Here is a 21,627-nt window from a genome sequence, read left to right on the forward strand (position 1 = left end):
GAGCCTGGAACCAGGGAAGCGTGGAATGACGACAAAAGCGACTGTCTCGGACGATGCGGCTCACCTTCTGGTCGTCGACGACGACCGGCGCATCCGCGATCTCCTGAACCGCTATCTGGTCGAGCAGGGATTTCGCGTGACGACCGCGTCCGACGCGGACGAAGCACGGCGCAAGCTGGTCGGCCTCGACTTCGACCTTCTGATCGTCGATGTGATGATGCCGGGCGAAAGCGGCATCTCGCTGACCAACAGCCTGCGCCAGATCAAGACCGTGCCGATCCTGATGCTGACGGCGCTGGCGGAATCGAACTCCCGCATCGAGGGCCTGGAAGCCGGCGCCGACGACTATCTGTCGAAGCCCTTCGAACCGCGCGAACTGGTGCTGCGCATCAACAATATCCTGCGCCGCAACCAGCCGGCCCAAGCGCCCAAGGTCGACCAGGTGATCTTCGGCCCCTACACCTTCTCGGTGGTGCGCAAGGAGCTGAGGCGCGGCGCCGATCACATCCGGCTCACCGATCGCGAGCAGGAGATCATGACGCTGTTTTCGCAGCGCGCCGGCGAGACCATCCCGCGCCACGAACTGATCGGCGACGATGCAGAGGTCGGCGAGCGCACGATCGACGTGCAGATCAATCGCCTCCGGCGCAAGATCGAGGATGATCCGTCCAATCCGGTCTGGCTGCAGACGGTGCGCGGCATCGGCTACCGGTTGAGCGTGGACTGAAATGGCGGGCCTTCCGATGAGCGCGGCAAACCATGGCAAGCTTTGACGGCATAGAGCACGGGGCAACCGGATCGAGCGACAACGCCTGGAGGCGCTTTACCCGTTGGTTGCGCCGCCGCCTGCCGATGGGGCTATACGCCCGTTCGCTGCTGATCGTCATCATTCCGATGGTGCTCTTGCAGTCGGTCGTCGCCTTCATCTTCATGGAGCGCCACTGGCAGCTGGTGACGCAGCGCCTGTCAGCCGCCGTCACCAGCGATATCGCCGCAATCGTCGACCTCATCGACACCTTCCCCGCTGACCGCGACATCAGCGAGATCATCCGCATCGCGCGGGATCAGCTTGATCTCAGCATCTCCGTCGACCCGCCCGGCGAGCTGCCACCACCCAGGCCTAGTCCCTTCTTCGAAATCCTCGACCAGATCCTCGGCGAGGAGATTTCCAACCAGGTCCGCCGCCCCTTCTGGATCGATACGGTCGGCAACTCCAAGCTCGTCGAGATCCGCATCAAGCTCGATGACGGCCGCATCCTGCGGGTCTATGCTCGGCGAAACCAGGCCTATGCCTCCAACACCCACATCTTCCTCGTCTGGATGGTGGCCGCATCGCTGGTGCTGCTGGCGATCGCCATCCTGTTCCTGCGCGGCCAGATCCGGCCGATCCTGGCGCTGACCAAGGCGGCCGAAAGCTTCGGCAAGGGCCAGAAGATCGACGACTTCGCGCCGCGCGGGGCCGACGAGATCCGCCGCGCCGGCCTTGCCTTCATCCTGATGCGCGAACGCATCGAGCGCCAGATCGAACAGCGCACCGCGATGCTGACCGGTGTCAGCCACGACCTCAGAACCATCCTCACCCGCTTCAAGCTGCAGCTGGCGCTCGCCGGCAACAATCCGGATCTCGAAAGCCTGAACCAGGATGTCGAGGACATGCAGAACATGCTGGAGGGCTACCTCGCCTTCGCCCGCAGCGAAGCGGAGGAAGATGTCGGCCAACTGAAACTCAGCGACCTGATGACCCGGCTTGCGGCGGAGGCCGAACTGCTCGGGAAGACGCTGACCACCTCGGTCGAGGGCGAGGACGAGGTTCGGGTCAGGCCGAACGCCTTCACCCGCCTCGTCGCCAATCTCGCTTCGAACGCCTATCGCTACGCCAACACCGTCAACATCGACGCGCGCCACAGCGCCAAATGGGTCACCATCACCGTCGACGATGACGGTCCGGGCATCCCTGAGCGATCGCGCGAGGACGTGTTCAAGCCGTTCTTCCGTCTCGACGAGGCGCGCAATCTCGACAGCTCCGGCACCGGCCTTGGCCTTGCGATCGCCCGCGACATCGCCCGCAGCCACGGCGGCAACGTCACCCTTGGCGACAGCCCGCTCGGCGGCCTGAGGGCAACGGTGCGCGTACCGGCTTGACCTTCACGTATTAACGGGCCACTGCTCGCCCGGGAATTGGGACCGAGGGAGAGAGCTGTGTCGAACGTTGTCGATTGGAACGACTGGGAACGACGGCTGGCTGAACTCTGGGCTGCCTTCGACACCATCGACGCCAAAACCTTCATCGCGCGTATCGAGGCGCTTGCGGCCGAATTGCCGTCGGGACACGCCATAGGCCTGTTCGAACGGGCCTCCGCGCAGGATTCGACCGGCCACGAGACGGAAGCCGAACCTCTCTATCGGCAGGCATTGGAAAACGGTCTCACGGGAATTCGCCGGCGGCGCGCCACCATCCAGCTCGCCAGCACGCTCCGCAATCTCGGCCGCGCTGGCGAAGGCGTCGCCCTGCTCACCGCGGAGCAGACCAAGCCGTCAGACGAGCTCGACGATGCGGTCGCCGCATTCCTGGCCCTGTGTCTGGTCGACGCGGGGCATGCGAAAGAAGCAGCAGCGCTTGCGCTTGGCAGCCTCTCGCGCCACCTCCCCCGCTACAACCGGTCGCTCAAACGCTACGCTGACGCGTTGCTGGCAGACGCGTAAGCGCTAGCGCTGATAGATCGACGTCAGGCCACGGCGTTCGTTGAAGCGATGCCAGGCGTCGATGCGGCGCGGATGGCGGGCGCGCATGACATCGAGCGGCGCGAGCAGTCGGCCCTTACGACCGAGGGCTTTGTCGAGGATCTCGATGATCCGCCGGTTCGGCCAGGGCTTGCGCGTGATCGTCAGTAGCGCCCGGAAGGCTTCATCCTCGCGGCCCGCGCCAAGTTGATGGGCAATCAGCCCATAGGCAAAAGCCGTGGAGCGGCTGACGCCGGCGTGGCAATGCACGAGAATGCGGCTCGAAGCATCCTCCGCCGCCGGCCGCATCGCCTCGAACACCTCGAGGACCAGATCCGGGAAATGCTGCGTGGCGGTCGGGTTTTCCTGGTCGCGCATGCGCACCACCCGGTGGCTGGCATCGGCAATAACGGGCACGTTGGCGTCAGGCAGTTCCGGATCGAGCAGAGACAGCACATGGCTTGCGCGCCAATCGCGCGCGGCATCGGCGGCGCGCCACAGGCAGGAGACCTTGACGCGTTCGGGGATCACTTCGAAGGCGATGGTCATTGGGATCACATCAATTTTTTGCCGTTGGGAACTGGCCGCTCGGTGGCAGCCAGCACGATCGCGCCGGCCTCGTCTGCAAAACCCAGCGTCAGCACTTCGGAGCGAACGGGCCCGATCTGGCGCGGTGGAAAATTGATCACGCCCAGCACCTGCCGCCCGACGAGATCTTCCGGACGATAATGCACCGTGATTTGCGCCGATGACTTTTTAATGCCGATCTCTGGCCCGAAATCGATTTTCAGCTTGAAGGCCGGCTTGCGCGCTTCCGGAAAGGGTTCGGCTTCGACGATCGTGCCCACGCGAATGTCGACACGCTCGAAATCAGCAAATTCAATCGTTTCAGTCACGGCAATTCCCTTTGTGAAAAGTACTCAGTCGCCGGGCTTAAAGCATCGGGCGAGATTCCGGAAGCGCACCGGTATCGGCAGGCTCCCCGTGAAATCTTGCCTCTTCCCAGGGGCGGCGCGCGAACTGCTCGGCAAGGAAATCGACGAAGACGCGCACACGCGGCGGCAGGAAACGCCGGTGCGGATAAACCACGGTGATCGGTTCCGCCTCGGCATAATTACAATCGGTCAGAAGCGGCACCAGCAAGCCCGCCCGGATATCTCCACCGACAAGAATTTCGGAGAGCCGCACGATCCCGATGCCGGCGAGCGCGAGGTGCCTCAGCGCTTCCGTGCTGTTGGCTTCGACGGAACCACGAACACGGATCGCATGCCGGCCGTTGCCATCCTGGAACTCCCAGACGTTGAGGCGGCCATGGGCGGTAATGGCAAGGCAGACGTGCCGTTGCAGGTCATCAGGCGTCTTGGGAACACCGTGCCTTTCGAGGTATCCCGGCGCCGCACAGATGACACGACGGTTCGATGCCAGGCGCCGCGTCACCAGCGTACTGTCGCTTTGCGCCGCAACCCGTATGGCGACATCCGCGTCACCGTTCATGAGATCGACGATCGCGTCGCTGAAATCGAGCTCCAGATCGATCGCCGGGAACCGCTCGATGAAGGCCGGAAGCATGGGCACGATCAGGCGATGACCGAAGGCGCTCGGCAGGCTGACCCGCAGGCGGCCGCGCGGCTCAGCGCCCGGCTGGATCGCAAACTCAGCATCCTCGATATCGCCGAGGATGCGACGGGCCGACTCCGCATAGGCGCTGCCTTCGCTGGTGAGGCTGATGCTGCGCGTCGATCGCTGCAGCAGCCGCACGCCGAGGCGCGCCTCCAGTCGGCCGATGATCTTGCTGACGGCCGATGGTGTCATGCGCAGCCGCCGCGCCGCCGCCGAGAAATCCCCCTCCTCGACGACGGCGAGAAACACCGCCATGGCTTCCTGCCGGTCCATTGCATCTATTCCATTTCGTCACAGATGAACGGAACTTAACATGGATTATCGCGGCCGACGATAGGCTGTAGCTTGGACCTGGAACTCAGACAGCGGAGACCGAGGGGTGACGGAAATGGATGCGCAGCGGAAGGATATGCCGGCGAGCTACCAGCTACATTCCTGGGCGCGACGTCAGCGCAACGCCGCGATCCGCGACATGTGTCGCCGGGCAATGGGCGCGATCTGGAGGTGCCTGTTCGACCGGCATACAGGCCCTGGACAAGGCGCAGGCGCTCCCCCAGGCGCGTCGTAGAGCGACCCTCACGCCGGCGCCATTGCGGCACCGGAGTTTCGTGAGATCAGCCCGCCAGCTCTTCCGCGCGTTTGCGTGCTGCGGCGATCGCCTTGTCGAAAAGCGGCTGCATGCCGTCGTCGGCCATCAGCACGGAGAGTGCTGCCGCTGTCGTACCACCGGGCGAGGTCACGTTCTGGCGCAGCCGCGCCGCCTCGTCTGGGGACTGATGCAACAATTCGCCAGCGCCCGCAACGGTTTCCCGCGCGAGCCGCATGGCGAGGTCCGCCTCGAGGCCGGCCTTGCGGCCCGCCTCCGCCATGCACTCGACGAGGTAGAAGACATAGGCCGGACCGCTGCCCGAAACCGCGGTTACCGCATCGATTTCGGCTTCGGTCCGGACCCATTCGACGGGCCCGCTGACCTTCAGCAGATCGTGAACCTGGCTGCGCTGCGCTTCGCTGACGCGCGCATTGGCAAAGGCACCGGTAACGCCGCGGCCGATCATCGCCGGCGTGTTCGGCATGGCGCGAACCGTGGCGGCAGCAGCAAGGTGGGTTTCGATGAAGGCGAGCGTCTTGCCGGCGGCAACCGAGACAATGACGGTATCCGCACCGACGAGCGGCTTCAACGGCGGCAGCACGGCGTCCATCACCTGCGGCTTGACCGCGAGGAAGATCACGCCCGCCTGAACACCGGATGGCGCCTGGGCCGCATATGTCACGCCGTTGTCGGCAATGAGTTTGGCCATGGCCGGTGGCGGGCCGGGATCGACGACGAGCACGTCGGCACCCCTAACGCCGCTCTTCAGCCAGCCGGAAAGCATGGCGCCGCCCATGTTGCCGGCGCCGACGAGGACGATGGGACCGGAAGCGGCGTTCGCCATGATCAAGCCTCTCCAACCGTTTCGAACAGGACCGCATCGACGGCGCGCTGCGCGTCCATGCCGGACCAAACGACGAATTGAAACGCCTGATAATAGGATTCGCAAGCGTCGAGTGCGCTCGAAAGCAGAACTTCGACCTGCTGATTGGTCGGCTCGGCACCGCCGGCAAGCAGCAGCGACTGGCGGAAGATCACCACTTCCTCCTGGCGCCACAGGTCGAAGTGGCCCATCAGCACCTGCCCGTTGATATGGGAGAGCAGGCGGATGACTTCGTTGACCCGGCTTTCCGGCACCTTGATGTCGAAGGCGCAGGCAAGGTGCAGAGCCTCGAACTCCTCCATCCAGGAGAAGGAAACGTGGTAGTCTGCCCACTTGCCTTCGACCGTCATGGCGATTTCGTCTTCGCCGGATCGCTCGAACGACCAGTCGTTATTTGCGGCCACGAACTCGATCATATCGACCGGGTTGGATTGGCGCTCGACTTCCATTTCCAAAAGGCTCATGCATCACCCTGTATAGGTGTGGCGCAGACGTGCATCATCACGCTCACAAGACGCAACGCTGCAAACCCAACACCGATTACAAACACACTATGATTGCTGAACTCACATCCATCCTGGCTGACTTACCCTGCCCGGAGCTTGCGTGGTTCGTTTCGAATCATCATTTAAAATCAGTGTATAATGGCGGAGTCAGGCTGCCAGCCCCCGGGCCGAAAAATAGCCGGGATGAATCGCGTCCACGTTGTCATTTGGATGAAGCGCGAGAGCTTAACTGACTCTGCCATAAGGGTTTTTTGGCAGTGTCCACAGGTGGAAAACTTTTCAGGTTTTATTAACCAGCCTTAACGCCGTTTCAATCGATCCAGGATTAACGACAGCAAAACGCCCGCGAAACCAGTTCGCGGGCGAAGTAAAAACGCCAAAATACCGTTATTTCGGCGGAATCGCGTTACTTGCCGGCCTCGGCGAGACGCGCTTCCAAAGCCTCAATGCGGGCGAGCAGCGCATCGTTTTCCTCGCGCGCCTTGATCGCCATTTCCTTGACCATCTCGAACTCCTCGCGCTTGACCACGTCGAGCGAGTTCAGTGCGCGTTCGGCCTGTGCGCGGAAGGCGGTCTCGACCTCGCGGCGCACGCCCTGGGCGGCACCTGCGGCATCGGTCATGATCTTGGCAAAGTCATCCAGAATGCGGTTAGCGCCTGTGCTCATCGTCGCGATCTCCATTTCAGCCATCGCCTCGCATTGCGATGCGGTCATGAATTTCAGGTAGGGTCAGCGGCGAGCGGATGCAAGGAAAATCACGTGCCAAATCACGCCGCTGTGTCCGAAGCGCCCCCATCGGCGCCTTGACCCGGCGGAAATCGCTCGCCATGTTCCGCCGAAACGACCGGCCCCTGCACGAGAAATAGGCACGAGAACATATCTTGGAAACTCTAGCGACCCGTCTCGCCATCCTTCCCTTCCCCGAAATCGACCCCGTCATCTTCCAGATCGGGCCTCTCGCCGTCCACTGGTACGGGCTCGCCTATGTCGCAGGCATCCTGATCGGCTGGTTCTATGCGCGCCGCCTGGCGATGAACAACGCGCTCTGGCGCAACGAGACCCCGGCGGTCACGCTGCAGCAACTCGACGATTTCCTGCTCTGGGCCGCCGGCGGTATCGTACTCGGAGGCCGCATCGGCTACATCCTCTTCTACGACCTCGGCTCCGTTCTCGCCAATCCGATCCGCGCCATTGAGATCTGGAACGGCGGTATGTCGTTCCATGGCGGCTTTCTCGGCACGACGCTCGCCATGATCATCTTCGCGCGGCGCAATGGCATCGTTCTCTGGAGCCTGTTCGACATCGTCGCGGCCGTCGTCCCGATCGGCCTGTTTTTCGGCCGCATTGCCAATTTCATCAATGGCGAACTCTGGGGCCGTCTCTCTTCGATGCCCTGGGCAATCGTCTTCCCGACCGGCGGGCCCTTTGCCCGTCACCCGAGCCAGCTTTATGAAGCAGCCCTCGAGGGCCTCGTGCTGCTCGGCGTGCTTTCCTGGTTCATCTACCGTCGCCAGGCGTTGAAATCCCCGGGCCTCGTCACCGGCATCTTCGTGCTTGGCTATGCCTTGAGCCGCATTTTCATCGAATTCTTCCGCGAACCGGACGCGCAGATCGGCTATCTTGTCGGTGGCTGGCTGACGATGGGCATGGTGCTTTCGCTGCCGATGGCGCTCGCCGGCATCTGGGCGATAACCCGGGCGCGGCGCGCAGCCGCCTGAGAGCGGATAAGGCAAGGGCGTGCGGCTTCCGGCCGCCTCCCGCTAACTGGACGAAGGCATGACGACACCACTTGCGGACAAGATCAAGGCGCTGATCAAGGCTCACGGGCCGATCAGCGTCACCGATTACTTCTCGCTTTGCCTCGCGGATCCTGAACACGGCTACTACCGGGTTCATGAACCCTTCGGCAAAGAGGGCGATTTCACCACGGCGCCGGAGATCAGCCAGCTCTTCGGAGAGATGATCGGCGTCTTTCTCGTCCACGCCTGGCAGCAACACGGCAAGCCCGAAGGCGCGGTGATCGCCGAGATCGGCCCCGGCCGCGGCACGATGATGGCCGACATGCTGCGTGTGGTGCGTCGCCTCGCACCCGAGCTCTATGCCTCCGCCAGCATGCATCTCGTCGAGACCAGCGAGCGCCTGCGCAAGATTCAGTCCGAAACCCTGGTCGCCCATGGCAACAAGGTCGAGTGGCATGCAAGCTTCGAGACTTTGCCCGATGGCTTCCTGCTGCTTGCCGCCAACGAGCTGTTCGATGCCATTCCGATCCGGCAATTCGTGCGCACCGCGCAAGGGTTCCGCGAGCGCATGGTCGGGCTTGATGCCGATGACCAACTGACCTTTGCTGCCGGCGTCGCCGGCATCGATCCGGGCCTCTTGCCGACGCCGGCGCAGGGTTTGGCCGAAGGCACGATCTTCGAGATCGCCCCTGCCCGCGATGCTGTCATGTCCGCCCTTTGCGAGCGGCTGAAGATCAGCGGCGGCACCGCCGTGATCATCGATTACGGCCATCTTGCCACCGGCTATGGCGATACGCTGCAGGCCGTTCGCGATCACGAATATGATCCGCCACTCGCCAATCCGGGCCGGGCCGATCTCACCAGCCATGTCGATTTCGAGCAGCTCGCCCGCCGCGCCGAGACCGACGACGTGCAGATCAACGGCCTTGCGCACCAGGGCGATTTCCTGGTCGGTCTCGGTCTGCTGGACCGCGCCGCGGCACTCGGTCGCGACAAGGATGCGCTCACCCAAGAGGGCATTCGCCAGGACGTGGAAAGGCTCGCCGGCGCCGGTGTCGGAAAAATGGGGGAATTGTTCAAGGTTCTCGCCGTGAGCAGCCCTCCGGTGCCGCTGTCGCCCTTCCGCAAGCCGAAGCCCTGAGCGCACAGCCTACAGCGCCGCGCGTCTTATCGGACGCGCAAAGGTCGCTGTGGCACTTTGAGTTGTTGCATGTTTTTATCCTTAAATCGGCTAGGATTTAAGGAAATATGCAGTAGCGCACGGTTCAGCCGTAAAGATAGTTCGGGAGCCAGAGAGTTATCCCGGGCCAGAGATACATGATGACCATGCAGAGCACGACGATCAGCATATAGGGCATCATGCCGGCGAAGATCTGGTTGATCGTCACATGCGGCGGCGCGACACCCTTCAGATAAAAAGCTGACATCGCGACTGGGGGCGACAGAAATGCCGCCTGCAGGTTGACGAAGACGAGAACGCCCCAAATCACCGGATCGATGTCGAAGTGCTTTAGCAGCGGCAGAAAAATCGGCACAAAGATGATGATGATCTCGGTCCACTCGAGCGGCCAGCCGAGCAGGAAGATGATCGCCTGCGAAAGAATCATGAATTGTACCGGCGTCAGATCGAGCGATAGCACCCATTGCTCGATCAGCGCCTGGCCGCCAAGTATGGCGAAGACGGCAGAAAACAAGGCCGAGCCCACGAAGAGCCAGCACACCATGGCCGTTGTCTTCGCCGTCAGGAACACCGCTTCCTTTGTGCGCTTCCAGTTGAGCGTCCGGGCCTGGAATGCGAGCAGGAAAGCCCCCGCCGCGCCGACGGCCGCAGACTCGGTCGCCGTGGTGATCCCGAAGAGGATTACGCCGAGCACGACTATGGTGAGGATGGCGAGCGGCATGACGGAGGAGATCAAAAGCTTCACCACCTGCAGCCGCTCCGCACTCATATTGCGGTAGTAGCGGACGAGCACCACCGCAGCGATCGTGGCAATCAACCAGAAGGACACGTAGAAGCTTGTCGCCGGCCCGTTGATCGCGGTCGGCGCGGCATCCGCCGCCGGTGCCCCGAGCTGTTCCAGCCCTTCCGGCGCCTCCGCCTCCGCCGATGCCTGCGGATGGATGACGACATACCACCATACGAGCGCCATCGTAAAAGCCGTCAGTGCTAGCGGGACCAAGGCAGCGCAGAAATTCTTGACGAGAGCCCAATAGGTGAGAGACCCCTCCTCGGTTTCGAGAGCCAGCGCCCTTGCCGGTGAGACTAGTGCGCGAGAGAGCCCGGCCAGCATGTTGTGCGAGTACGACGCTTGCAGGCCCCGCATCCACGCGCTGACGGGCACTTTGGTCTGCTCCGCAGGCAGCGGCGGAGCGATCTTGGGGCTGATGAGCGCCCAGCCGAGAATATAGGCGAGGTAGAGCAGCGCGAGGAAAAACCCGGGGAACATGGCAGCGGCGTAGAGCTTGACAACGGATTGTCCCGCGACTGCGGCATAGACGATGATCATCACCGAGGGCGGGATCAGAATGCCGAGGGTACCGCCCGCCGTGATCACACCGGAGGCAAGCTTCACGTCATAGCCGGCGCGTAACATCGGATTGAACGCAATCACGCCCATCAGCACGACCACCGCACCGACGAGGCCGCTGGCGATGCCCCAGAAGGTACAGACGATGAGGGTAGCGACGGCGAGCGACGCAGGCACCCGCTTGAATGCGAGCTGAATGCTGTAGAACATCTTGTCGACCAGCGCACCCCGCTCCATCACGTAGCCCATGAGCACGAACAACGGGATCGAGATCAGAACGTCATTGGTCATCGCCCCATAGGTACGCTGCACCATCAGGTCGAAGACGCGATTGTCGATCCAGTGCTCGGCCGGATTGTAGAAGGCGTAGAAGCCGAAGAGCATGCCAAGCCCCATCAGCGTAAACGCCGTCGGAAACCCCATCATGATGACCACCACGATGAGCATCAGCATCGTCAGTCCGAGGAGTGGATCGCTCACGTCTCGCCGTCTCCCCCCATTCCCCGTTGCCGCGCCGCCCTGTCGATCGCCTGCGCACGCTCGATCGCAGCCTCGCGCGTTTCCGCGTCGACATGCTCGCTGTGCTCAAGCTGCTCGGCGACGACGTCGAGCTCCTCCACATCCTTGAGCCGACTTGGCCATTCGCCGGTCCGCAGGCAAACGATGCAGCGCGTGATCTCGGCCAGCCCCTGAAGCAGGACGAAACCGCCAGCGACCGGAATGACGGTTTTGAAATAGTAGATAGGCGGCCCCTCCGCCGTCACGGTCGAATGCTCGCCGATCCGCCAGGAAAGTGCTGCATAATCGTAGCCGGCGTAAACGAGCGCGGCGACGCCGGGCAGGAAGAAGAGGACGTAGAGGACCAGATCGAGGGCGGCTTGCGTGCGCGGCCTCATGGAGCTGTAGAGGAAGTCGCCGCGTACATGAGCATTCTGCGCCAAGGCGTATGCCCCCGCGAGCATGAACAGCGAGCCATAGAACATGTTGCTGGCATCGAATATCCAGGCCGTCGGCATGTTCAGGATGTAGCGTTTGACGACCTCTACGCAGACCATCGTCATCAGCCCGATAATCAGCCAGGCTGCGGCTTTACCGATCCACACGCTGGTCGCATCGACCCTGAGCAGAAAATGCTGAACGTTCACGCATGCCCCCCGCTGCAAGAGGGGCGCTACAGCGGCGCGCCTTTCAAGAACGCACAGAGTTCGCTGTAACGCTTTGATTTATCGAATAGTGTGATCCTTCGACTGTCTCCGATGTGCGAAATGAGATGAGCCGGTCTTCCGCCTGAATCCCGTCTGATTGACGCGAAGCGGCCGTGCCTCAGAGATCCTTCGCCACGCCGTCCTGTCCGAAGTAGTGGTCGAATGCCAGCCGCCGACTGACGACGGTGTCCTGTTCCCAGCGCGTGGCCCGCTCGGCAAAAACGAGCTGGGACTGGAGCACTTCCTTGAACAGCGGGTTTTCCGCTGCCTTCTTCTTCACCACCTCGTCGTAGACCTCCAGTTGCTTCTTGAGAATTGCCTCCGGGGTCTTGTAGAACTTGACCTTGTCGACGGTCTGCATCTCCCGGTAGTCCGTGGAATAGCGATCGATCGCCTTCCAGGCCATATCCTGAGATGCCGCCTCGACGGCGTTGGTGATGATCGCCTTCATCTGATCAGGTAGACCGTCGTACTTCGGCTTGTTGAACATCACTTCGAACTGCTCGCCATTCTGGTGGTAGCTCTGCAGCATGCAAATCTTCGATACATCCGGGAAACCGAGCACCCGGTCGGACGAGGCGTTGTTGAACTCGGCCGCGTCGATCAGGCCTCGATCGAGCGCCGCAACGATTTCGCCGGCCGGCAGCGCGTTGACCGCCGCGCCGAGGCCGGTGAAGACATCGATCGAGATGCCCACGGTACGGAACTTCAGGCCCTGAAGATCCTCGGGCTTTGCGACTGGCTTCTTGAACCAGCCAAGCGGCTGGGTCGGCATCGGCCCATAGGGGAACGAGACCACGTTGGCGCCAATGGATTCATACAGTTTTGCGAGTAGTTCCTTGCCGCCGCCGTATTTGTGCCAGGCGAGCAGCATGTTGGCATCCATGGCGAAACCCGGGCCAGAGCCCCATAGCGCGAGCGCCGCCTGCTTGCCGTAATGGTAGACGAGGACGCCGTGACCGCCGTCCAACGTTCCTTGCGATACGGCGTCGAGCAGGCCGAAGGCCGGCACCACGGCACCAGCGGGCAGCACTTCTATCTTCAAATCGCCACCGGTCATATCATTGACCTTCCTGGCGAAGTCGAGCGCGAATTCGTGAAAGATGTCCTTGGATGGCCAGGTGCTTTGCCAGCGCATGCTGATCGGCCCCTGCGCCTTGACAACGCTAGGCGCGGCGACCGTTGCGACCCCCGCTATTGCCGCACCGCCCAGGAATTTGCGACGCGAAATCCGTCCCTCGATATGGGTTCTTCGCTTCATATGCTCCTCCCGAAGGCACAAGCATTTCTTGCTATATTAGATAATACTCTTATGCAGAGCCCCACGCAAAGATTGCACGCAGCGTCGCTCAAAAGCCTGCAGGTAAGGCGCCATCCCGACCTCTTGTTTTTCCGCGGGCCTCGTGCAGATGCGGGCGTCGAAGGAAGGCGTTTTCGTCAGCGCGTAGCGGCGGTGGCCGAGCGATGACTGCCCCTCGAAATCACAGGCCGCTGGCTCCCCCTATCGTTCGGGAATTGACAGCCCAGCCATCGCGGGTCAACATCGCGCCGGCAAATCAGCCGCCAGTCGCCGGGCCGGAGCGCGCCCCCAAACCCATTGAATTTATTCATAAAGCAAAGGCAAATATACCGATGCAGCATGACGCCGCGCTTTCTCCCGTGCAGAGCTCGCTTTTCGGCGAGAAGGTCGGGCCGGCAATCGCCCATGGCTATTTCACCCGCCAGGGCGGCGTTTCCGAAGGGCTCTATCGCGGCCTCAATGTCGGCCTCGGTTCGAAGGACGAAAGAGCCCATGTCAACGAGAACCGCACCCGCGTCGCGGGCTGGTTCGGCGCGCCGCTGGAACGGCTGGCGACGGTTCATCAGGTCCATTCCCCCAACGCCATCGTGGTCGACGAAAGCTATGACGGTAGCCGCCCTGAGGCTGATGCGCTGGTGACGGCGACGCCCGGTATCGTGCTCGGCGTGCTATCGGCCGATTGCGGCCCGATCCTCTTTGCCGACGCAGAAACCAATATCATCGGCGCCGCCCATGCCGGCTGGAAGGGCGCGCTTGGCGGCGTGCTCGAGAGCACCATCGACGCGATGGTCTCGCTCGGCGCCCGGCGCGATCGCATCGTCGCCTGCCTCGGCCCGTCGATCAGCCATCGCAACTACGAAGTCGGTGCCGAATTCGTCGAGCGCTTCGTCTCGGCGAACGACAGCTACGCAACCTATTTCAGGCCGTCAGACCGCGACGGCCACGCAATGTTCGACCTGCCGGGTCTCACGATCAAGCGGTTGACCGAAGCAGGCGTAGCAGCCGAAAATCTCGATATCTGCACCTATGCCGACGAGGAGCGCTTCTTCTCCTACCGTCGGACGACACACAGGCAGGAACCGGACTACGGCCGGCAGATTTCCGCCATTTGCATACGGGGGACCTGACATGGCGCTTCAATTTGCCCAGGAAGAATATGCAAGCCGCCTCGATCGGCTGACGGAGAAGATGCGCGAGGAGAAGCTCGATGCCGTGCTGCTCTTCGCCCAGGAGAGCATGTACTGGCTGACGGGCTACGACACCTTCGGCTACTGCTTCTTCCAGACGCTGGTTGTGAAGAAAGACGGCTCGATGGTCTTGCTGACGCGCTCGGCCGACCTGCGCCAGGCACGCCACACCTCCAATATCGAACGCATCGAGATCTGGGTGGACCGGGCCAATGCCGATCCGACCCTGGATCTCAAGAACCTCTTGAGCGAACTCGACCTGCTCGGCTGCCGCATCGGCGTCGAATACGATACGCACGGCATGACCGGCCGCGTCGCCCGCCTGCTCGACCGCCAGATCCAGACCTTCGGCGAGATAATCGACGCCTCGTACCTCGTCAGCCGTCTGCGCCTCATCAAGAGCGACGCCGAGATCGCCTATGTCGAGAAGGCAGCAAGCCTGGCCGACGATGCGCTCGACGCCGCGCTGCCGCTGATCCGTCCCGGGGGCAACGAAGCCGACATCCTCGCCGCGATGCAGGGCAAGATTCTGGCCGGCGGCGGCGACTATCCGGCCAACGAATTCATCATCGGCTCCGGCGCCGACGCGCTGCTCTGCCGCTACAAGTCCGGGCGCCGCGTGCTTGACAGCCAGGACCAGCTCACCCTCGAATGGGCCGGCGTCAGCGCCCACTATCATGCGGCGATGATGCGCACCGTCGTCATCGGCGAACCGACCAACCGTCACCGCGAACTCTACAGCGCCTGCCGCGAAACCATCCAGGCGATCGAGATGGTGCTTCGTCCCGGCAACACCTTCGGCACCGTCTTCGACATGCATGCCAAGATCATGGACGAGCGCGGCCTCGCCCGTCACCGCCTCAACGCCTGCGGCTATTCGCTCGGCGCCCGCTTCTCGCCCTCCTGGATGGAGCACCAGATGTTCCATCTCGGCAACCCGCAGGAGATCGAGCCGAACATGTCGCTGTTCGTGCACATGATCATCATGGATTCCGACAGCGGCACCGCCATGACCCTCGGCCAGACCTACCTCACCACCACGGATACTCCGCGCCCGCTGTCGCGCTATGGCCTGGACTTCATTTCTGCTTAGGGAAATCCGCCTAGAATTGCTTTGAACTGGCAGACGACAGGAGACGTTTCAAAAACTGCCGCGAAGAAAACGGACGGTTTGAACATGCGAAAGCTCACCACGCCTATCGTTGGCCTCGGACTCCTCGTCGCCCTGGCTGGCTGCAACAGCACCGACATGCTGACGCCGCAGGTCGACGTCGGCGCGGGAACCTTTCGCTCGCCGCCGGTGACGCAATCCGACCTCGACGCCATGTCGGCTGAGACCGCCGTCGCCCCAGTGCAGCGCGAACCCGTCAGCCAGACCACCGCCTACTCTCCTCAGCCGGCCCCTTCGAACACGCCGACGGCCTATGCCAGCGGCGATGCGACCTATACCGATCCGGCCGGCACGTTCGAGGCCCAGGCAAGCCGGCTTGCCGCCGGTTCAGCACCCGTCCAGAACACGATCCAGAACCAACCGCCCCCGGTACAACAGACGCCAGTGCAACAGACCGCAGCCGCTGCCGAAGAGATCCAGAACGAGCCGAGCGTCGCTTCGCTGCCGAAGGCAAGTGCCGCCGCCAGCGGCACGATCCGGTTCCTGCCGATCATCGGCGCACCGGTCCAGGCGGTCACGCCGCTCTCCAAGCAGCTTGGGGCCGAAGCGCGCGCACACGGCCTGACGATCAAGGGCTCTGGCGATGCCAGCAGCGAACATATCCTCAAGGGCTACTTCTCGACGCTCAAAGACGGCGACAAGACCACCGTCGTCTATGTCTGGGATGTGCTCGACGGCAGCGGAAACCGCCTGCACCGTATCCAGGGACAGGACTCGGTTCCCGGCGGCGGCGCCGACTTGTGGAGCGGAGTCCCGGCGGCAACCATGCAGGGAATCGCGACGAAAACCATCAACGCCTACCTCGAATGGCGGCAATCTCAGGCCGGTTGATGCAAAGTTTTTAGGATATTGGCCTTCGCGGCGCAGCATTCCCCTTGCATTCAAGTTCAGTCTCGCTAAAAAGCGGCCGATCAGCTCTGAACGGCGGCCATCCGCAAAGAATGTCCGCGATTGGAATGGCTCTCGGAATCTGCGCGGAACACACCGCTCCCGGAAAAGTACCGGACGGTGACCGCGCCAGCTCAAGGCGGTCCGTCAATGAAGGTTTTCGCAGGCAATTCGAACCGGCTGCTGGCCGAAGCGATCTGCAACTATCTCAACCTGCCTCTCGGCAAAGCGGCGGTACGCCGGTTCGCCGATCAGGAAATCTTCGTCGAGATCGGCGAAAACGTGCGCGGCGAGGATGTGTTCATCATCCAGTCGACCTCTTTCCCCACCAACGATCACCTGATGGAACTGCTCATCATGATCGACGCGGTGCGCCGCTCTTCCGCTCGCCGCATCACCGCAGTGCTTCCCTATTTCGGCTATGCCCGCCAGGATCGCAAAGCCGGTCCGCGCACGCCGATCTCCGCCAAGCTCGTCGCCAACCTGATCACCGAAGCCGGCGCCGACCGCGTTCTGACCCTTGATCTTCACGCCGGGCAGATCCAGGGCTTCTTCGACATCCCGACCGACAATCTCTATGCGATCCCGATCCTGGCGCGCGACGTCAAGGAAAACTACGACCTCAAGAACGTCATGGTCGTTTCGCCCGACGTCGGCGGCGTGGTGCGCGCCCGCGCGCTTGCCAAGCGCCTCGACTGTCTGCTGGCCATCGTCGACAAGCGTCGCGACCGTCCCGGTGAATCGGAAGTCATGAACGTCATCGGCGACGTGAAGGGCAAGGACTGCCTGCTGATCGACGACATCGTCGACTCGGGTGGCACACTCTGCAACGCGGCCGAAGCGCTCCTAAAGAACGGCGCAACCAGCGTCACGGCCTACATCACCCACGGCGTTCTCTCCGGCGGTGCGGTTGCCCGCGTCACTTCGTCGATGCTGAAGGAACTGGTCATCACCGACTCGATCCAGCCGACCACGGCCGTCCAGTCCGCCCACAACATCCGCGTGATCACCACCGCTGGCCTGCTTGGCGAAGCCATCAGCCGCACCAGCCAGGAAGAGTCGGTTTCGAGCCTCTTCGACTGAGGCCATTCCCAACTCGGCAATTCATAAACGCCGGCGCCAACGCGCCGGCGTTTTTCTTTGTGGGATGCGATTACCTGCCCAGCGCCTGCACCACCGGCTGGTCGACGAGGTTGTCGATGAACCAGTTCGGATAAACAGGCACCGGCACCGTCTCGGCGTCGAGCGTCGCGATCTCCGCTTCCGTCAGAACGAGATCCGCAGCGCCGAGATTGTCCTTGAGCTGGTGCGGCTTGGAGGCTCCGAGAAGCACGCTCGTCACCGCTTTCTTCGAAAGCAGCCAGGCGATCGCCACCTGCGCCACGCTTGCCCCATGCTGATCGGCGATCCCGCGCATGCATTCGACCAGCTTGAAGCCCTGTTCCTTGTCGAAGGGCAGGATGTCGAAACCGGAATAGCGGTTGTCGGGGTCGCCGAGATTTTCGCGCGTGTATTTGCCCGAGAGAAAACCCGATGCCAGCGGGCTCCAGACAGTCAGCCCCAACCCGTAGCGCTGCATCATCGGGATGACGTCACGCTCCACGTCGCGGCCGAGCAAGGAATAATGCATCTGGCCATGGGTGAAAGGAGCCAAGCCGTTGGCCTTCTGGATCTCAAGCGCGGCCGCCACCTTCCAGGCCGACCAGTTGGAAAAGCCAATGTAGCGCACCTTGCCGGAGCGAACGACCGCATCGAGCGCGAGAAGCGTTTCCTCGAGCGGCGTGCGGGGATCTTCCTTGTGAACGATGTAGGCGTCGATCCAGTCGGTGCCGAGACGCTTCAGGCTCTGATCGACCGACCAGAGGATGTGGCGGCGCGAAAGACCGGCTTGGCTGAGTGGCGTTCCGGTGCGGAAGCCGACCTTGGTGGCGATCACCACCTCGTCGCGACGGGACTTGAGCGCCTCGCCGAGGATGCGTTCCGACTGCCCGGAGGCATAGGCGTCGGCCGTATCGAAGAAGTTGATGCCGGCATCCAGCGCCTGTCCCACAAGGGCATCGGCCGCTTCGGCATCGGTCTTGTAGACGGCGCCGAGGCTGCGATCGCCGGCGGTGAAGGTCATGGCGCCGAAGGCAAAGCGCGAGACCACCAGACCGGTGTTTCCAAGCGTCGTGTATTGCATGTCGTTCTCCATCCTTTGCGAGAGGCAGGTTCGAATTGGGAACACCATGCCAAAGTTGATTGCCGCAAAAAACTACCGTCACCTTGATAGGTTTGGAAGAAATGCTTCATAATCGAAGGATGGCAAACGACCCCTTCAACGGACTGAGAGAATTTCTGGCAGTTGCCGAGAGCAGCAGCTTCACAGCCGCGGCAGCGACGCTCGGCGTTACGCCCAATGCCGTCAGCCAGACGATCAGGGCGCTCGAAGCCCGCCTCGGTCTCCAGCTCTTCGTCCGCACCACGCGGCGCGTCGCCCTCACCGAAGCCGGTAGCGCCTTCCTGAAGCGCGTGCGCCCTGCTGCCTCCGAGATCGCCGATGCCTATGAGTTGCTCGGCGATTTTCGCGACCGGCCCATGGGCAATCTCAGGCTGACCGTGCCGCGCATGGCGATCCCGCTGGTGCTGACGCCGCTTTTGCCGCGCTTCCGCCAGGCCTATCCGGACGTTTCGGTGGAAATCTCGATCGACGATGCGGCTGTCGATATCACCGAGCGCGGTTTCGATGCCGGCATCCGCATCGGCGAGGCGGTCGAACGGGATATGATCGCGGTCCGGCTGACGCCCGACATCACCTGGGCGGTGGTCGGCTCGCCGTCCTACTTCGTGAAACAAGGTCGGCCGCAAACGCCCGAAGAGCTGACACGCCACGAGGCGATCCGCTATCGCTACCCGGCATCCGGCACGATCTACCGCTGGGAGTTCGAGCGGGAGGGACGCGACTTTTCCGTCGACGTACCCGGCGGGCTGACGGTCAACGATTTCCAGATGCTCGTGGAGATGGCGCAAGCCGGCACCGGGCTTGCCTACCTGCCGGACCTTTCGGTGTGCGACGCTGTCGCAAGCGGGCGCCTTGAACGGGTGCTCGAAGCCTACCTGCCGAGGTCGCCAGGCCTCTTCATCTATTTCCCCGCCAAGGCCCAAACCCAACCCAAACTGCGCGCCCTTCTCGATTTGACGGCAAAGGTCGCGCGGGAGCGGAAGTAGGTCGCGTCAGCGCCCGCGAAAGACCACGACGCAAGCCTCGCCGCCGCTGAACAGCCGTGACCGCGTGAGAAATCGCTTTTCCCGCCCGTTGTCGAGCGAGAACATGCCCCCCCGCCCCGGCACCACGTCGATGATCAGTTGCGTGTGCTTCCAGACCTCGAACTGGCTGGCGCTGATATAGACCGGCACGCCGCCGATCTCGCCGAGCTTCACGTCGTTGTCGCCGACGATGTAATCATCCGCCGGGTAGCACATCGGCGACGAGCCATCGCAGCAGCCGCCGGACTGGTGAAACAGGATATCCGGATGGTCGCGCCGGATTTCGGCAATGAAATCGAGCGCTGCGTCCGTCGCAAGCACGCGCGGTTCGTTGATCCCGATGGTTCCTGTCACCTCGGCGGACATCGCAAGCCTCCCTGCTCCCACTGCGTATCGTTTGATGTTGGTCGGCTGAGGCGCGGGTGGAGAGCACACCTCAGCCGCCGCACGAGCCAGAGGAAAGGTGGAGATTACCTTCCCTCTGGCTTCTGTTGCCCTCCCCGACGGCGGGGAAGGCAGGGTCCGATCAGAAGAAGCCGAGCGCCTTCGGGCTGTAGCTCACCAGCATGTTCTTCGTCTGCTGGTAGTGATCGAGCATCATCTTATGGGTCTCGCGGCCGATGCCGGACTGCTTGTAACCGCCGAAGGCCGCATGCGCCGGATAGGCGTGGTAGCAATTGGTCCAGACGCGGCCGGCCTGGATTTCGCGGCCGAAGCGGTAGCAACGGTTGGCATCACGGCTCCAGACACCGGCACCGAGGCCATAGAGCGTGTCGTTGGCGATCTCCAGCGCTTCTGCCTCGGTCTTGAAGGTGGTGACCGAAACCACGGGCCCGAAGATCTCCTCCTGGAAGACCCGCATTTTGTTGTGCCCGCGGAAAACCGTCGGCTTGACGTAGAAGCCTTCCGACAGTTCGCCTTCGAGCACGTTGCGGCCACCGCCGGTGAGCACTTCGGCGCCTTCTTGGCGGCCGATGTCGATGTAGGAGAGGATCTTTTCGAGCTGTTCGCTCGATGCCTGCGCGCCGATCATCGTGGCGCTGTCGAGCGGATTGCCCTGGCGGATCGCCTCGACGCGTTTCACCGCCCGCTCCATGAAGCGGTCATAGATGCTCTCCTGCACCAGCGCGCGGCTCGGGCAGGTGCAGACCTCGCCCTGGTTCAGCGCGAACATGGCAAAGCCTTCGAGCGCCTTGTCGAAGTAATCGTCATCCTCCGCGAGCACGTCGGCAAAGAAGATGTTCGGCGACTTGCCGCCGAGCTCCAGCGTCACCGGAATAAGGTTCTGGCTGGCATATTGCATGATCAGCCGGCCGGTGGTCGTTTCGCCGGTAAAGGCGATCTTGGCGATGCGCGGGCTGGTAGCGAGCGGCTTGCCGGCTTCAAGACCGAAGCCGTTGACGATGTTGAGCACGCCCGCCGGCAAGAGATCACCGACGAGATCGGCCCAGACGAGGATCGAGGCCGGCGTCTGTTCGGCCGGCTTCAGGACGACGCAATTGCCGGCGGCCAGCGCCGGAGCCAGTTTCCAGGCGGCCATCAGGATCGGGAAATTCCAGGGGATGATCTGGCCGACGACGCCGAGCGGTTCGTGGAAGTGATAGGCGACCGTGTCGTGGTCGATCTCGCCGATCGTGCCTTCCTGGGCACGAATGCAGGCGGCGAAGTAGCGGAAATGGTCGATGGCAAGCGGAATGTCGGCCGCCATGGTCTCGCGGATCGGCTTGCCGTTGTCGAAGGTTTCGGCCCGCGCCAGCAGTTCGAGATTGTCCTCCATGCGGCCCGCGATCTTCATCAGGATGTTGGAGCGCTCGGCGGCAGACGTCCGGCCCCATTTCTCTCGGACGGCGTGGGCGGCGTCGAGCGCCAGCTCGATATCGGCGACGTCCGAGCGCGCCACCTGGCAAAGCACGCCGCCGGTCACCGGCGTCGTGTTGTCGAAATAGCGTCCGGCCACCGGCTCGCGCCATTCGCCGCCGATGAAGTTGCCGTATTTCTGCCTGAATGGGCTTTCGACGATCTTCTGATGCAACATGGTCTTTC

At 62.7% G+C, this 21,627-nt stretch carries 22 protein-coding genes; 10 read left to right on the forward strand and 12 right to left on the reverse strand.

The window, feature by feature from the left end; genetic code table 11:
- Positions 1-25 precede the first annotated feature (25 nt).
- Genes ACN9MO_RS12185 through ACN9MO_RS12195 form a run of 3 tightly spaced genes read left to right on the forward strand, consistent with a single transcriptional unit; the run spans position 26 to position 2,703 of the window.
- A complete protein-coding gene (locus ACN9MO_RS12185) occupies positions 26-727 on the forward strand; it encodes a response regulator (protein ID WP_057253157.1) in 702 nt (233 codons plus the stop codon).
- 32 nt (positions 728-759) lie between these two features.
- Positions 760-2,142: an ATP-binding protein gene (locus tag ACN9MO_RS12190; RefSeq protein ID WP_057253155.1), complete on the forward strand. Its 1,383-nt coding sequence runs from the start codon at positions 760-762 to the stop codon at positions 2,140-2,142.
- Positions 2,143-2,199: 57 nt separating this feature from the next.
- Positions 2,200-2,703: a tetratricopeptide repeat protein gene (locus tag ACN9MO_RS12195; RefSeq protein ID WP_057253153.1), complete on the forward strand. Its 504-nt coding sequence runs from the start codon at positions 2,200-2,202 to the stop codon at positions 2,701-2,703.
- A 3-nt stretch (positions 2,704-2,706) separates the two neighbouring features.
- Here the strand turns inward: ACN9MO_RS12195 and ACN9MO_RS12200 are convergent, their stop codons facing one another.
- The 6 genes from ACN9MO_RS12200 to ACN9MO_RS12225 form a co-directional block, all read right to left on the reverse strand.
- Entirely contained in the window at positions 2,707-3,270 is a 564-nt protein-coding gene (locus ACN9MO_RS12200) for a protein-tyrosine phosphatase family protein (protein WP_057253152.1), read from the reverse strand.
- A gap of 5 nt (positions 3,271-3,275) precedes the next feature.
- The gene (locus tag ACN9MO_RS12205) at positions 3,276-3,617 is read right to left on the reverse strand and encodes a tRNA-binding protein (protein ID WP_057253151.1); all 342 of its coding nucleotides are present in this window, start codon (positions 3,615-3,617) and stop codon (positions 3,276-3,278) included.
- A gap of 37 nt (positions 3,618-3,654) precedes the next feature.
- On the reverse strand, positions 3,655-4,614 hold the full coding sequence (locus tag ACN9MO_RS12210) for a LysR family transcriptional regulator (protein ID WP_082616010.1): 960 nt from the start codon (positions 4,612-4,614) through the stop codon (positions 3,655-3,657).
- A gap of 341 nt (positions 4,615-4,955) precedes the next feature.
- Positions 4,956-5,774 (reverse strand): pyrroline-5-carboxylate reductase, encoded by an 819-nt coding sequence (gene proC / locus ACN9MO_RS12215; RefSeq protein ID WP_057253150.1) that lies wholly within the window; start codon positions 5,772-5,774, stop codon positions 4,956-4,958.
- A 2-nt stretch (positions 5,775-5,776) separates the two neighbouring features.
- Positions 5,777-6,277, reverse strand: coding sequence for a YbjN domain-containing protein (locus ACN9MO_RS12220; RefSeq protein ID WP_043618087.1), 501 nt, complete (start codon positions 6,275-6,277; stop codon positions 5,777-5,779).
- Positions 6,278-6,725: 448 nt separating this feature from the next.
- Entirely contained in the window at positions 6,726-6,986 is a 261-nt protein-coding gene (locus ACN9MO_RS12225; RefSeq protein WP_057254338.1) for an accessory factor UbiK family protein, read from the reverse strand.
- Positions 6,987-7,201: 215 nt separating this feature from the next.
- Between ACN9MO_RS12225 and lgt the strand changes: the two genes are divergently transcribed.
- Positions 7,202-8,038 carry a prolipoprotein diacylglyceryl transferase gene (lgt, locus tag ACN9MO_RS12230; protein WP_425985017.1) on the forward strand — a complete coding sequence of 279 codons (837 nt, stop codon included), beginning with the start codon at positions 7,202-7,204 and terminating at the stop codon, positions 8,036-8,038.
- Between the two features lie 58 nt (positions 8,039-8,096).
- Positions 8,097-9,200 carry a class I SAM-dependent methyltransferase gene (locus ACN9MO_RS12235; protein WP_057253146.1) on the forward strand — a complete coding sequence of 368 codons (1,104 nt, stop codon included), beginning with the start codon at positions 8,097-8,099 and terminating at the stop codon, positions 9,198-9,200.
- Between the two features lie 124 nt (positions 9,201-9,324).
- Here the strand turns inward: ACN9MO_RS12235 and ACN9MO_RS12240 are convergent, their stop codons facing one another.
- The 3 genes from ACN9MO_RS12240 to ACN9MO_RS12250 form a co-directional block, all read right to left on the reverse strand.
- Positions 9,325-11,067 (reverse strand): TRAP transporter large permease, encoded by a 1,743-nt coding sequence (locus ACN9MO_RS12240; RefSeq protein ID WP_057253144.1) that lies wholly within the window; start codon positions 11,065-11,067, stop codon positions 9,325-9,327.
- The gene (locus ACN9MO_RS12245; protein WP_057253142.1) at positions 11,064-11,732 is read right to left on the reverse strand and encodes a TRAP transporter small permease subunit; all 669 of its coding nucleotides are present in this window, start codon (positions 11,730-11,732) and stop codon (positions 11,064-11,066) included. Before ACN9MO_RS12245 ends, ACN9MO_RS12240 begins: the two co-directional genes overlap by 4 nt.
- A gap of 178 nt (positions 11,733-11,910) precedes the next feature.
- Positions 11,911-13,053, reverse strand: a complete 1,143-nt coding sequence (locus ACN9MO_RS12250) for a TRAP transporter substrate-binding protein (protein ID WP_057253140.1) — start codon at positions 13,051-13,053, stop codon at positions 11,911-11,913.
- A gap of 371 nt (positions 13,054-13,424) precedes the next feature.
- On the opposite strand from ACN9MO_RS12250, the gene pgeF reads away from it, so the two are divergent.
- From pgeF to ACN9MO_RS12270, 4 genes are all read left to right on the forward strand, one after another.
- Positions 13,425-14,219 (forward strand): peptidoglycan editing factor PgeF, encoded by a 795-nt coding sequence (gene pgeF, locus ACN9MO_RS12255; protein ID WP_057253139.1) that lies wholly within the window; start codon positions 13,425-13,427, stop codon positions 14,217-14,219.
- Between the two features lies 1 nt (position 14,220).
- Entirely contained in the window at positions 14,221-15,372 is a 1,152-nt protein-coding gene (locus ACN9MO_RS12260; RefSeq protein ID WP_057253138.1) for a M24 family metallopeptidase, read from the forward strand.
- 84 nt (positions 15,373-15,456) lie between these two features.
- Complete coding sequence (locus ACN9MO_RS12265; RefSeq protein ID WP_057253137.1) at positions 15,457-16,281, forward strand: hypothetical protein; 825 nt, start codon at positions 15,457-15,459, stop codon at positions 16,279-16,281.
- 207 nt (positions 16,282-16,488) lie between these two features.
- On the forward strand, positions 16,489-17,421 hold the full coding sequence (locus ACN9MO_RS12270) for a ribose-phosphate pyrophosphokinase (protein WP_057253136.1): 933 nt from the start codon (positions 16,489-16,491) through the stop codon (positions 17,419-17,421).
- A gap of 70 nt (positions 17,422-17,491) precedes the next feature.
- Here the strand turns inward: ACN9MO_RS12270 and ACN9MO_RS12275 are convergent, their stop codons facing one another.
- On the reverse strand, positions 17,492-18,520 hold the full coding sequence (locus tag ACN9MO_RS12275; RefSeq protein ID WP_057253135.1) for an aldo/keto reductase: 1,029 nt from the start codon (positions 18,518-18,520) through the stop codon (positions 17,492-17,494).
- Positions 18,521-18,639: 119 nt separating this feature from the next.
- Here ACN9MO_RS12275 and ACN9MO_RS12280 point away from each other — a divergent pair, with 119 nt between their 5' ends.
- Entirely contained in the window at positions 18,640-19,545 is a 906-nt protein-coding gene (locus ACN9MO_RS12280; protein ID WP_057253134.1) for a LysR family transcriptional regulator, read from the forward strand.
- A gap of 6 nt (positions 19,546-19,551) precedes the next feature.
- Here ACN9MO_RS12280 and ACN9MO_RS12285 read toward each other — a convergent pair whose 3' ends face one another.
- On the reverse strand, positions 19,552-19,950 hold the full coding sequence (locus tag ACN9MO_RS12285) for a DUF779 domain-containing protein (RefSeq protein ID WP_057253133.1): 399 nt from the start codon (positions 19,948-19,950) through the stop codon (positions 19,552-19,554).
- Positions 19,951-20,110: 160 nt separating this feature from the next.
- Positions 20,111-21,619, reverse strand: coding sequence for an aldehyde dehydrogenase (gene adh, locus ACN9MO_RS12290; protein WP_057253130.1), 1,509 nt, complete (start codon positions 21,617-21,619; stop codon positions 20,111-20,113).
- Positions 21,620-21,627 lie beyond the last annotated feature (8 nt).

The sequence above is a fragment of the Ensifer sp. R-19 genome, from assembly GCF_049905105.1.
Classification (GTDB): Bacteria; Pseudomonadota; Alphaproteobacteria; order Rhizobiales; family Rhizobiaceae; genus Ensifer.

Excerpts from the sequence above, each read along its gene's own strand:
- pgeF (WP_057253139.1), top strand. The coding sequence starts at position 13,425 with ATGCAGCATGACGCCGCGCTTTCTCCCGTGCAGAGCTCGCTTTTCGGC.
- ACN9MO_RS12190 (WP_057253155.1), top strand. The coding sequence starts at position 760 with ATGGCAAGCTTTGACGGCATAGAGCACGGGGCAACCGGATCGAGCGAC.
- ACN9MO_RS12265 (WP_057253137.1), top strand. The coding sequence starts at position 15,457 with ATGCGAAAGCTCACCACGCCTATCGTTGGCCTCGGACTCCTCGTCGCC.
- ACN9MO_RS12260 (WP_057253138.1), top strand. The coding sequence starts at position 14,221 with ATGGCGCTTCAATTTGCCCAGGAAGAATATGCAAGCCGCCTCGATCGG.
- ACN9MO_RS12280 (WP_057253134.1), top strand. The coding sequence starts at position 18,640 with ATGGCAAACGACCCCTTCAACGGACTGAGAGAATTTCTGGCAGTTGCC.
- ACN9MO_RS12200 (WP_057253152.1), bottom strand. The coding sequence starts at position 3,270 with ATGACCATCGCCTTCGAAGTGATCCCCGAACGCGTCAAGGTCTCCTGC.
- ACN9MO_RS12275 (WP_057253135.1), bottom strand. The coding sequence starts at position 18,520 with ATGCAATACACGACGCTTGGAAACACCGGTCTGGTGGTCTCGCGCTTT.
- ACN9MO_RS12270 (WP_057253136.1), top strand. The coding sequence starts at position 16,489 with ATGAAGGTTTTCGCAGGCAATTCGAACCGGCTGCTGGCCGAAGCGATC.
- proC (WP_057253150.1), bottom strand. The coding sequence starts at position 5,774 with ATGGCGAACGCCGCTTCCGGTCCCATCGTCCTCGTCGGCGCCGGCAAC.
- ACN9MO_RS12210 (WP_082616010.1), bottom strand. The coding sequence starts at position 4,614 with ATGGACCGGCAGGAAGCCATGGCGGTGTTTCTCGCCGTCGTCGAGGAG.
- adh (WP_057253130.1), bottom strand. The coding sequence starts at position 21,619 with ATGTTGCATCAGAAGATCGTCGAAAGCCCATTCAGGCAGAAATACGGC.
- ACN9MO_RS12235 (WP_057253146.1), top strand. The coding sequence starts at position 8,097 with ATGACGACACCACTTGCGGACAAGATCAAGGCGCTGATCAAGGCTCAC.
- ACN9MO_RS12185 (WP_057253157.1), top strand. The coding sequence starts at position 26 with ATGACGACAAAAGCGACTGTCTCGGACGATGCGGCTCACCTTCTGGTC.
- ACN9MO_RS12225 (WP_057254338.1), bottom strand. The coding sequence starts at position 6,986 with ATGAGCACAGGCGCTAACCGCATTCTGGATGACTTTGCCAAGATCATG.
- ACN9MO_RS12220 (WP_043618087.1), bottom strand. The coding sequence starts at position 6,277 with ATGAGCCTTTTGGAAATGGAAGTCGAGCGCCAATCCAACCCGGTCGAT.
- ACN9MO_RS12250 (WP_057253140.1), bottom strand. The coding sequence starts at position 13,053 with ATGAAGCGAAGAACCCATATCGAGGGACGGATTTCGCGTCGCAAATTC.
- ACN9MO_RS12285 (WP_057253133.1), bottom strand. The coding sequence starts at position 19,950 with ATGTCCGCCGAGGTGACAGGAACCATCGGGATCAACGAACCGCGCGTG.